Source organism: Flavihumibacter rivuli, assembly GCF_018595685.2.
In the GTDB taxonomy this organism is placed as follows: domain Bacteria; phylum Bacteroidota; class Bacteroidia; order Chitinophagales; family Chitinophagaceae; genus Flavihumibacter; species Flavihumibacter rivuli.
Genome location: NZ_CP092334.1, coordinates 2,063,546 through 2,075,325 on the forward strand (window position 1 = coordinate 2,063,546; position 11,780 = coordinate 2,075,325).

The window sequence follows — 11,780 nt, forward strand, 5'->3', positions numbered from 1 at the left end:
AACTAATTTAAACCAACTACTTTATGTCCACAAACCTCAACTGGCGGCATGGCCTTGTACCCATGGCCTTGTCCCTCCTGATGCAGGTATCTGCTGTGGCCCAGCAAAGGCCTTCCCAGCAGCCTTCCACAGGCAATGCCAATCCACCTGCATCCGCTACCCCTGCCCCACCGGCCAAGACCAATGGGCCCAAGCCCTACAAGGATGTGATCACATCCAAGGCGGTCACTGATGATGGCCTTATCAAGGTGCACAAGGTAGAAGACAAGTACTACTTTGAGCTGGGTGATTCCCTCTTCGGTCGCGATATCCTGGTCGTGAACAGGCTGTCCAAAGCCGCTGCCGGTATGCGTAATTTCTTCTTTGGCTATGCCGGGGATATCATTGGCGAGAACGTGATCCGTTTCGAGAAAGGTCCCAACAACAAGGTATTCCTGAAGAATATTTCCTTCGATGAAATGTCAAGGGATTCTACCCAGCCCATGTACCGTGCGGTGGCCAACTCCAATATCCAGCCCATTGTACAGAGCTTTGACATGGCTTCCCTGGGTAAGGATTCCACCGGTGCCGTAATTGATGTGACCAGTTTCCTGAACACCGACAATGATGTGCTGAACTTTGAAGGCCAGCAGAAACGCCTATTCCAGGTCGGCTCCTTCCAAAGCGATAAGTCCTATATCAGCGGTGTGCGGTCCTACCCCATGAATACCGAGATCAGGACCGTGAAGACCTATACCAAGAGCGCAGGGACCATTAACATCGGTGCTCCCCAGCCCATGGGGCAGCCTTCCGGCGGACTCTTTACTGTAGAGATCAACTCTTCCCTATTACTGCTGCCGGAGAAGCCCATGCAGCCCAGGTATTTCGACGAGCGCGTTGGTTTCTTCACCCGCTCCTATGTTGACTTCGACAAGAACCCCCAGGGCGTTGAAACCGTAAGGATGGTGACCCGCTGGAGGCTGGAGCCGAAGGAAGAAGATATGGCGAAATACAAGCGCGGTGAACTGGTAGAACCCAAAAAACCGATCATCTTCTATATCGACCCCGCAACGCCGAAGAAATGGATCCCCTACCTGATCCAGGGTGTGAACGACTGGCAGGCTGCCTTCGAAAAGGCCGGCTTCAAGAATGCCATCATGGCCAAGGAAGCACCGGTGAACGATCCCGAATGGAGCCTGGAAGATGCCCGCTTCTCAGCCATCGTGTACAAGCCCTCCGATGTGCCCAATGCCAGCGGTCCGCACGTGCACGACCCTCGTAGCGGTGAGATCCTGGAAAGCCATATCAACTGGTACCACAACGTAATGGAACTGCTGCGCAACTGGTACTTTGTACAAGCTTCCCCCAACGACCCGCGCGCCCGCAAACCCCAGTTCGATGATGAACTGATGGGACAACTCATTCGTTTCGTTTCTTCCCACGAAGTAGGCCATACTTTGGGCCTGCGCCATAACTATGGTTCCTCCTCAACCGTTCCGGTTGAAAAGCTGAGGGACAGGAAGTGGCTGGAAGAGAATGGCCATACGCCTTCCATCATGGACTATGCCCGTTTCAACTATGTGGCACAGCCCGAAGATAAAGTGACCGAGAAAGGCCTGTTCCCCCGCATTGGCGACTACGACAAGTGGGCCATCGAATGGGGGTATAAATACTACCCTGATGCCAGGACGGCCGAAGATGAAGTTCCTGTGCTGAACAAACTGACCATCGAGCGCCTGAACAACAAACGCCTTTGGTTCGGTACGGAAATCAATCCCGATGATCCCCGCTCCCAGAACGAGGACCTGGGTGACAATGCCATGAAGGCCAGCACCTACGGTATCAAGAACCTGCAGCGCATCATCCCTAACCTGCAGGCCTGGTCCAGGGAGGACAATGAGAACTATGAAACCCTGAAGACCCTGTACAATGAAGTGGTGATCCAGTTCGGCAGGTATATCGGCCATGTGGGCAAGAATATTGGTGGTATCTATGAGACCCCCAAGACCGTGGAGCAGCAGGGTCCGGTGTATGAATATGTAAGCAAGGAGACCCAAAAAGAAGCCATGGACTTCCTGAACAAACAGGTGTTCACCACCCCAACCTGGATCCTTGACCAGAACGTGTATGCCAGGACCGGTGGCAATGCCATTGCAACCGCTACCAGGCTGCAGGATGCTGCCCTGAGCAGGCTGATCAATGCCGCCACCCTGGGTAAGCTGATCCAGACAGAAGCGGCCATTGGTGCGAAGGCGTATACCATCAATGACCTGATGACCGACCTGAGGAGGAATATCTTCAACGAGCTGGCAAGTCGCAAGCCGATCGATGTGTATCGCCGTAACCTGCAGAAGAATATGGTGGAGCGCCTGATCGCATTGGTGAAGCCCGCTCCTGCGCCTGCATTGGGACAGGGATTGGTGATCACCATCGGTGGTGGTTCTTCCAACAGGAACAGTGATGCCATTTCCTTTGCGAAGGGTACGCTGCGTTCCATCCAGGCCGAGATCCGCACGGCGATCCCTGCATATGCAGACCCTGCTACCAAGTACCATTTGCAGGACCTGAATGACAGGATCACAGATGCGTTGAGTGCTAAGTGAGGAGGAAAGAGATAAAAATTAAAGGGTCCCTGACGGGACCCTTTTTTTGTAACGCAAAGTCCGCAAAGAGAGCGCGAAGAACGCTAAGAGCCTTTGCGTTCTCTGCGTGTCCTTCGCGAACTTTGCGTTACCCTAACAACTGGTTGGGTAACAAACCCACTTATTCATACCTCAACGCTTCAATTGGATTGAGTTTACTCGCTTTATACGCAGGATAGGACCCTGCTGCCAGGCCTACGAAAGTACAGATCACCACGCCCAGGAAAACCCAGAACCAGGGTATCACAAAACCCGTACTCATCAACAGGCTAACCACATTGCCCAGCAATACCCCCAGTACAATCCCAAACAAGGCCCCCAGCAAGCTGATCAGGATAGATTCATAAAGGAACTGCCAGCGCACATCCCTTTGCTTACCGCCAATGGCCTTCACCAATCCCACTTCCTTGGTTCGTTCCGTTACTGCCACCAGCATGATATTCATCAATCCGATAGCAGCGCCCACAAGGGTAATGATTCCGATCACCACTGCCGATGCAGTGAGCCAGCCTATCTGCTTCAATGCCAGTTCCACAAAAGTGTCACTCTTGTCGATCAGGAAATTGTCCTCCTCGGAAAGGATCACCTTGCGGATGTTCCGGAAGGTGCCTTCCGCTTCCCCGATGGCTGTCTCCATATTGATGATATCCGGGGACTTCACGCCGATACTGAAGGAACTACTGCTGGAAGCAGCAAAGAACCGCCTGACACTGTTATAGGAGGTGATCGCAATATTGTCGAGGCTCCGGCCGAAAGTGGAGCCTTTTGGTGAAAGGGTACCAATGACCCTGAATGGAATATTATTGATCCGGATGATCTTGTCCACCGCGTTCTCCGGTTTACCATTGAACAATTTATCTGCTACATCCTTACCCAGCAACACTACATTCCTTCCGGTCGAAACATCCATCTCGCTCAGGTTGCGGCCATTGGAAATGGTGTAACCGTTCAGGTCGACATAGTTCTCATCCCCGCCATTCACCCAAACCGTCGGATTGGTTTTCTTATTGCCATAGGCAGCAGTATTGCCATTACCGCCCCCTAAGGATAAGGCAACCTTAGCAGGATAATCATAGCGTTCCTTAAAGGCCTCTGCCTCTTCCTTGGTAATAGGCTTATTGGTGCTGGATTTCTTCAATCTCCGGCCCTTCTTCTCTTTCTTCATCTCTCCCCTATCAAACCGGAAAGCGGCCCTATAACGGATGGTAAAGCCATTGGCACCCATGCTGGAGAAACTCTCCATGAACTTCTGGGAAATAGCCTGGATGGCGGTATTGATGCCGATCAAGGCGGCAATACCCAGCGCAATGATGGCCACAGTAATGCCGGTCCTCAGTTTATTACCACGAATGGTACGGTAAGCCAGTGATATGGTATCACGATTATTCATTCTCTAAAATTAGGCAAACTGCCCGATGCATGGGCACCATCCTTCATTTTTCAGGGGCAAAAAAATCCCCGCTCTTCGCGGGGATCACTATTGTGGTTTCAATTCCTTTAGAAGTAGAGATACTGCAGGAGCATGTTCGGGAAGATCCCCAACAGGATCACCAGGGCAGCCATGGCTACCAGCACCCAACGGAAAGCGGGATTGATCTCTTCAGTCTCGGCTTCACCATCCTTGAAGTACATGGACTGGATCACCCTGAAATAGTAGTAAACGCTCACTGCCGCGCAAAGGATGGCGAAGATCACCAGCCAGGTATCCGCCCCGGTCTTGATGGCAGAGGCCAGCATATAGTACTTGGCGAAAAAGCCAATGGTCAGCGGGATACCAGCCAATGACAGCAGGAAGATGGTAGTGGTGGCAGCCAGGATCGGTTCCCTTCGTGCCAGTCCATTGAACCCATCAAATGTATAATCCTTCATACGGGCCAATACAGCAAAGATGCCGATAGTGGCCAGGCTATAACCAAATGCATAAAGCACGATACCTTCCCTGGAAAGATCGTTGTGGCTGAACAGGGCAAACATCATGAAACCGGCCTGTGCAATAGAGGAATATGCCAGCATACGCTTCACGCTCTGCTGGAATACCGCAGTGATATTCCCGATGAAGAGGGTAGCTGCAGTGATGAACGAAAGAGTCAGCTTCCAGGTCGGGTGGCTTTCGGTAAAGGCCGCATCATACAACCTGATGAAGGCTACAAATACTGCGGCTTTCACCACCGTCGCCATGAAAGAAGTGAATACGGTTGGCGCTCCATCATACACATCAGGTGTCCAGAAATGGAAAGGAGCTGCGGACACCTTGAAGGACATGCTGATCAGGAGGAGGAGCAGGCCGGTGATGAACCAGAAGTTACGCTCCGGGTTGATGGCACCTGCCATGAAGTTCATATTAAAGCTTCCTTTTGCACCATACAAAAGGGCAATACCCATCAGCATGATACCGGTGGAGAATGATCCCATAAGGAAATACTTCAAAGCGGCTTCATTGCTTTTCAGGTTGCGCTTATCACTACCTGTCAGGATATACAGGGGGATGGAGATGATCTCGATACCCAGGAAGAGCATGAGCAGGGTGTTGAAAGAGGTAACGATCGCCACACCACTCAGGATGAAAAAGATCAGGGCAAAATATTCCGCATGGTTGATGCCTACCTTTTCAATATCCCTTGCTGAAACCAGGAGGTACAGGAAGGTGCTGCCATAGGCAATGCTGTTGATCAGTAGTCCAAACCGGTTGAACACCAGCATATCACGGGTATTCACGGAAAAAAAGCCATGCCCGTATTGTTCGGCCAGGTTGGCCAGCAACAACAGGAACATGCCTGCTATCGCAATAGAGCGCACAGTGGCTTTATTGGAGATAAAGATCCCACTGAACATCAGCACTACGCCCAGGATTGCGGAAATGATTATTGCGTTCATACTATATCAGGTCGTTCTCGATTATTTTAAATTCATTCTGCCAAGGATCAGTTCAGATACCCCACTGGTGAGTTCCAGCATTGGCTTGGGGAACACACCTACCAGGATAATGGCCACTACGATCACCGCCAGTGACAATTTCACATTCAGGGAAATATCTGTAGCCTGTTCTGTCAATTCATTGGTATTGCCATAGCAAACCCTTTGGATCATCCTCAACGTGTATACGGCAGCCAGGATGATGGTGAGGCCCGCCGTTACGGCAAAAGCAACATTGTACTTGGTAACTGTTGATCCCAGTACCCCGTTGAACATCATGAATTCACCAATAAAGGCATTGGTCAGCGGCAGGGCAATATTGGCCAGCGCTACGATCACCAGCAGGATGGTCATCACCGGGGCCTTCTGTGCCAGGCCGCCCAGTTCACTCATCTTCCTGGTACCAAACTTCTGCTCAATGGCGTTCACGAGTATCCAGAGACCGATGATGTTTACGCCGTGGTTGAACATCTGGATCATGGCGCCCTGCATACCACTGGTATTGGTAGCGAAGATACCTACCACCATCAGGCCGATGTGGGCGATGGAAGAATAGGCCACCAGGCGCTTCAGGTCGTCCTGCTGCATCGCGATCAGGGAGGCATAGATCATACCGATGATCGCCATCCAGGTCACCGTATCACCATAGAGGTAGCTTGCAACGGGAACTACGGGTGTCAACCAGCGCAGTACACCAAACACCCCCATCTTCACCATGATACCACTCAGGACCATGGTAACAGCTGTGGGCGACTGCTCATAAGTATCGGGTTGCCAGGTATGGAAGGGGAATATGGGCATCTTCACGGCAAAGGCTACAAAGAGCATCCAGAAGATCATCACCTCTTCACCTGAAGTCATTTTCAACTTGTAGAAATCAGCCAATGCAAAGGATCCACCGGCCTTATTGTACAGCATGATCAGGCCGATCAGCATGAACAGGGATCCGAGGAAGGTATAGATAAAAAACTTGAAGGTAACCGCGATCCTGCGTTCGCCACCCCATTGTGAACAGAGGAAGTAAACAGGGATCAGCGCGAGTTCCCAGAAGAAGTAAAACAACAGGGCATCCATGGAAAGGAATACCCCCAGCATGCCCGCCTGTGACAGCAGCATCAGGGCATAAAACTTATTGGCATTCGCATAGCGGTTGTTCCAGGTTGACAACAGGATCAGGGGGAAACCCAGGGTTGTTAACAAGGTAAGGAGCTTGCTCATGCCATCCAATTCAAAATGGAATCGGCTGTTGAGTGCACCGATCCAGCTTTCATTGAAAGTCAGGTGGGCGGCGTCATTCCAAACAGATAGGCCAAGCAAGGTAACGGCAAAGGTTGCGATGGTGGCAAACAGGGCCGTGCTTTTAGCAACTGCTTCACCTTTTACGGCGAACAGGGCAAGACCGGCTATCAGTGGGATCAATATCAGTAAAACTGGTACCATTATGTCTGTATAGTTCTTTCGACGTTGATGAATTAATTCTTCAGGAATACCTTCAGGGCAAAGAGGATCAGCATACCGATGACCATCATCAGGATATAGCTGCCCACCTGGCCACTTTGCAGGAGACGGATCTGGCGGCTGGCATACTGCACACTCCTGCCCACACCGTTCACCAGGAAGTCAACCCCATATTTCTCTACTTTCTCCAGCAATTGTCCCAGCGCATTAATGGGCCTGCCGATGATGGCATCATAAAGCTCATCCACATACCACTTGTTCTCCAGCACCCTGGCCAGGCCAGTTGTTTCCGCATCGGTCTTTTCATACTTGCTGAACTTTGACCAGGCAAAGGCGATGACGGCCAATACCAGGGCGGTCACCCCACCCATCATCAGGTATTCTGTTGAATGGGCAATATGATGGGCTTCCTGCTTGGCAGTTGATGCGGCAAATACAGGGGCAAGGAAATGCTCCAGCCAATGGGCATCCGCCTTGAATACTTCGGGGATACCAACAAAACCACCCACCACGCTCAATGCAGCAAGTACCATCAAAGGAATGGTCATGGCTGAAGGGGATTCGTGCAGGTGATGCTCCTGCTCATGCGTTCCACGGAATTTACCCTGGAAGGTCATGGCATAGAGACGGAACATATAGAATGTGGTCATCAGTGCGCCGGCCACACCCAATACATAAGAGGATGGGGTTCTTGGCATATGCTGCGACCAGGATCTCGTCCTTGGAGAAGAAACCGGAGAAGGGAGGGATACCGGCAATGGCCAGACATGCGAGCAGGAAGGTGATATGCGTAACAGGCATATACTTCTTCAGGCCGCCCATGTTACGGATATCCTGCTCATGATGCATGGCATGGATCACGGAACCGGCACCCAGGAAGAGCAGGGCCTTGAAGAAGGCATGCGTCATCACATGGAATACGGCACCGGTGAAAGCACCTACACCCAGGCCAAGGAACATATAACCCAGCTGGCTCACGGTTGAATAAGCCAGTACTTTCTTGATATCATTTTGCTTCAGGGCAATGGTTGCGGCGAACAATGCGGTAGCCAGGCCAATCACGGTAACCACAGCCTGTGTAGCCGGGGCCATGGTGTACAGGATATTGCTCCTGGCGATCATATAGATACCCGCGGTCACCATCGTTGCGGCGTGGATCAGGGCAGATACGGGAGTGGGACCCGCCATCGCATCCGGCAACCAGGTATAGAGGGGAATCTGTGCGCTCTTACCGGTGGCACCCACAAACAACAGCAGGGTGATGATGGTAACATCAGTGGTGCTCAGTTGACCAGCGCTTGCAAACACGTTAGCGTAGGTAACAGTACCGAGCTTGGAAATCAGCCAGAACACGGCTAGCAGGAAACCGAGGTCACCAATACGGTTCATCACGAAAGCCTTCTTGGCGGCATTCGTATAATCAATGTTCTTGAACCAGTACCCGATCAGCAGGTAGGAACAAAGTCCCACACCTTCCCAACCAATGAACATGATCACGTAGTTGGCACCCAGCACCAGCAGCAACATGGAGAAAACGAAGAGGTTCAGGTAAGCGAAGTACCTGGCGAAGTGCCCATTGCTTTCTTCATGCATATACGCTGTTGAGTACAGGTGGATCAGGAAACCGATACCTGTAATGATCAACAGGAAGAGGCTGGACAGCTGGTCAACCTGGAAGGCAAAGGGGATCTGCGTCTTGCCCAGGTTGATGAATTCGAACAGGGTAACAGTGGCGGTATTACCAGCCTTTACCTGCAGGAAGATCAGCACACTCACAATGAAAGAAGCCAGGATCGCTCCACAGCCAATGATACCGGTAAGCGATTTGGACAGACTATTCCTCAGCAAGCCGTTCAGCAAGAAGCCGATCAGCGGGAAGAGGGGAACCAACCAAACGTAGTCGATGATATTGTTCATACGGTTATTTAAAGTCCGGCGGGCGGATTAGTTTTTCAATCGGTTTAAGAAATTCACATCCACGGAATGGATATTTCGGTACATCATCACAATGATGGCGAGTCCAACCGTCACTTCAGCAGCCGCTACCACCATAATGAAGAACACGAAGAGCTGGCCATCCGTACCGTTGGTTGCCACGTTCACGGCAGGGTTGGCCCCATCGGCCAGGTGCATTTTGGAAAAGGCCACCAACAACAGGTTAACGGCATTCAGCATCAATTCAATACACATGAAGATGATGATGGCATTGCGACGGGTCAATACACCGATCACTCCAATGGAGAACAGTGCCAGCGCAAGGAATATGTACAAGTTAATAGGCATCGATACTCTGTTTTATTTCGCAAAGGCCAGTGAACTTCCGGTTGTGCTTTTCGATGGCGTTTTTCGCCACGAAGGCACGGAGACACGAAGGTTCACGAAGGCAGTAAAAATAGTTTATCATGATCTATGGTTCCCGGCTCTACCCTGTTTTGGGGCTTAAAAGAGGAAACCAAAACCAACCCTTCCTTTCATCACTCTTTCTTACCCAGTACCACGGCACCTACCATAGCACTCAGGAAGAGGATGCTGCTGATCTCGAATGGAACCACATAGTCATTGAAAAGGGTCTTACCCAGGTTCTGGATAAGTCCAATGTCACCCTTGTTCATCAGGGCTATGCTGTTCTTGGTATCGGCATCCTTCAGGGCAGCAACCATTACCAGGAGGAGGCATCCGCCTGCAATGGTACCGGCCAGTTTCAACCACTTATTCTTTTGGGGTTCAGTTTCGGTATTGAGGTTCATCAACATGATCACGAACAGGAAGAGTACCATGATGGCCCCTGCGTACACGATCAGGTTAACGATTGCCAGGAACTGGGCATTGAGCAGGATGTAATGCCCGGAAATGGCGAAGAAGGTAGCGATCAGGAACAGAACGCTGTAAACAGGGTTCTTGCTGGTGATCACCAACATTGCGCTACCCAGTGCCATTACTGTAAGAAACCAGAATAATATTTCAGTGATACTCATGTTTGTTGTTTGCAGTGAGCTGGTTATTCAACCATATTATTGTAGCGATCGGCGCCGCAGTAATTACGCTTTACGGCCCCTCTCTCCTACCGCTTTCTGGTACAATTCGGGTTCTGTCTTGGGATCCGGGATCAACAGGTCGTTCTTACCATAAATGAAGGTCTGCCTGGCAAAGTTGGCCGGGGCAAATGTCTCACTCAGGTAGATGGCGTCCTTGGGACAGGCTTCCTCACAGAGTCCGCAGAAGATGCAGCGCAGCATATTGATCTCATACTTGGCGGCATACTTCTCTTCACGGTACAGGTGCTCTTCACCCGGCTGGCGTTCCGCTGCTTCCATGGTAATGGCTTCAGCAGGACAGGCCACTGCACAGAGTCCACAAGCAGTGCAACGCTCCCTTCCCTCCTCGTCACGGTTCAGGATATGCAGGCCACGGAACACGGGGCTGAATGGACGCTTTTCTTCAGGGTACTTGATGGTAGCCTTCTTCTTGAAGAAGTGGGTAAGGGTTACACCCATACCTTTCGCGATAGCCGGAATGTACATCTTATCCCAGATGGTCATCGGCTTGCGGTCAACAGCTTTTGATCTGTTAGTTAGTGCTTGCATAATTGTACAGCGTTTAGCAGAGGCTGTTAGCTGTTTCTTTTAGGGTTCGCAAAATTATTTCTAATGTGCTTTCAGTCCAAGTTTACCGGATCAGAACTGCCATCCATTCTGCTTCAGCAGTACCAGGGCTCCGGTCACCAGCATATTCAACAGGGCCAGCGGTATCAATCCTTTCCAACCCAAGTTCATCAGCTGGTCATAGCGGAAGCGCGGGATGGTCCAGCGCACCCACATGAAAAAGAAGATGAAGCCTACCACTTTAGCGAACAGCGACAGACCCTGAAGGGCAGCCACTCCGTTCACACCTATGCTATTGGCCAGGTTGGCATCGTTCACGAATGGGATATCATACCCACCGAAATAAAGGGTTGCCATTACTGCGCTGCTGATGAACATGTTGATGTATTCAGCAAAAAGGTAAAAGCCCAGCTTCATGGATGAATATTCCTGGTGGTAACCAAAGTTCAATTCGTTCTCCGCTTCAGGAAGGTCGAATGGTGTACGGTTACATTCAGCAAAGGCACAGATCATGAAGATCAGGAAGCCCAGTGGCTGGTAAACAATATTCCAGAGACCGACTACCTGCTGCTCAACGATGGTCTTCATGCTCAGGGAACCGGTCAGCATCAACAGTGCGATGATGGAAAGGCCCATCGCCAGTTCGTAGGAGATCATCTGTGAAGCACCGCGCAGTGCAGCCAGCAGGGAGAATTTGTTGTTGGAAGCCCAACCACCGATCATGATACCATACACACCCATGCTCACCACACCAAAGATGTAAAGGATACCAATATTGATATCAGCGATCTGCAGGTCTACACTCCTACCAAATACCTCGATCTTTCCGCCCCAGGGAATAACGGCACTGGTCATCATGGCGGTCATCATGGCCAATGCAGGTCCCAATACGAAAAGGAACTTGTTGGAGGCATTGGGGATGATCTCTTCCTTCATGAACAACTTCACACCATCGGCCAGGGGTTGCAATAATCCACCGGGACCCGCACGGTTGGGACCAATACGGTCCTGCATGAAAGCTGCCACCTTACGCTCTGCCCATGTTGAGTACATGGCGATCAGGAGCGATACGGTGATAATGCCACCGATCAGGATGGCCTTCTCCAGCAAAAAGATCAGGTCTATTTCCAGTAAAAACATAGTTGGTTGATTCCTTTATTGTTTCCCGGCCTTCGGGGCCGGTGCA

10 protein-coding genes are annotated in these 11,780 nt (G+C 51.0%); 1 reads left to right on the top strand and 9 read right to left on the bottom strand.

Features of this window, described 5'->3' with window-relative positions:
- Positions 1 to 23: 23 nt before the first annotated feature.
- Positions 24 to 2,582: a zinc-dependent metalloprotease gene (locus KJS94_RS09035; protein ID WP_214447548.1), complete on the top strand. Its 2,559-nt coding sequence runs from the start codon at positions 24 to 26 to the stop codon at positions 2,580 to 2,582.
- 160 nt (positions 2,583 to 2,742) lie between these two features.
- Here KJS94_RS09035 and KJS94_RS09040 read toward each other — a convergent pair whose 3' ends face one another.
- From KJS94_RS09040 to nuoH, 9 genes are all read right to left on the bottom strand, one after another.
- Entirely contained in the window at positions 2,743 to 4,011 is a 1,269-nt protein-coding gene (locus KJS94_RS09040) for an ABC transporter permease (RefSeq protein WP_214447547.1), read from the bottom strand.
- Positions 4,012 to 4,118: 107 nt separating this feature from the next.
- Entirely contained in the window at positions 4,119 to 5,495 is a 1,377-nt protein-coding gene (locus tag KJS94_RS09045; RefSeq protein WP_214447546.1) for an NADH-quinone oxidoreductase subunit N, read from the bottom strand.
- A gap of 21 nt (positions 5,496 to 5,516) precedes the next feature.
- Positions 5,517 to 6,974: a complex I subunit 4 family protein gene (locus KJS94_RS09050; RefSeq protein WP_214447545.1), complete on the bottom strand. Its 1,458-nt coding sequence runs from the start codon at positions 6,972 to 6,974 to the stop codon at positions 5,517 to 5,519.
- Positions 6,975 to 7,006: 32 nt separating this feature from the next.
- A complete protein-coding gene (locus tag KJS94_RS09055) occupies positions 7,007 to 7,690 on the bottom strand; it encodes a NuoL/Nad5 family protein (RefSeq protein WP_239804350.1) in 684 nt (227 codons plus the stop codon).
- Entirely contained in the window at positions 7,593 to 8,909 is a 1,317-nt protein-coding gene (gene nuoL, locus KJS94_RS09060) for an NADH-quinone oxidoreductase subunit L (protein ID WP_239804351.1), read from the bottom strand. The genes KJS94_RS09055 and nuoL overlap by 98 nt, the downstream gene beginning before the upstream one ends.
- Positions 8,910 to 8,936: 27 nt before the next feature.
- Positions 8,937 to 9,275 (bottom strand): NADH-quinone oxidoreductase subunit NuoK, encoded by a 339-nt coding sequence (gene nuoK / locus KJS94_RS09065; protein ID WP_214447544.1) that lies wholly within the window; start codon positions 9,273 to 9,275, stop codon positions 8,937 to 8,939.
- Between the two features lie 191 nt (positions 9,276 to 9,466).
- Positions 9,467 to 9,967, bottom strand: a complete 501-nt coding sequence (locus tag KJS94_RS09070; protein WP_214447543.1) for an NADH-quinone oxidoreductase subunit J family protein — start codon at positions 9,965 to 9,967, stop codon at positions 9,467 to 9,469.
- Between the two features lie 63 nt (positions 9,968 to 10,030).
- Complete coding sequence (gene nuoI / locus KJS94_RS09075) at positions 10,031 to 10,576, bottom strand: NADH-quinone oxidoreductase subunit NuoI (protein ID WP_214447542.1); 546 nt, start codon at positions 10,574 to 10,576, stop codon at positions 10,031 to 10,033.
- A gap of 90 nt (positions 10,577 to 10,666) precedes the next feature.
- Positions 10,667 to 11,734 (bottom strand): NADH-quinone oxidoreductase subunit NuoH, encoded by a 1,068-nt coding sequence (nuoH, locus tag KJS94_RS09080; protein ID WP_214447541.1) that lies wholly within the window; start codon positions 11,732 to 11,734, stop codon positions 10,667 to 10,669.
- Positions 11,735 to 11,780 lie beyond the last annotated feature (46 nt).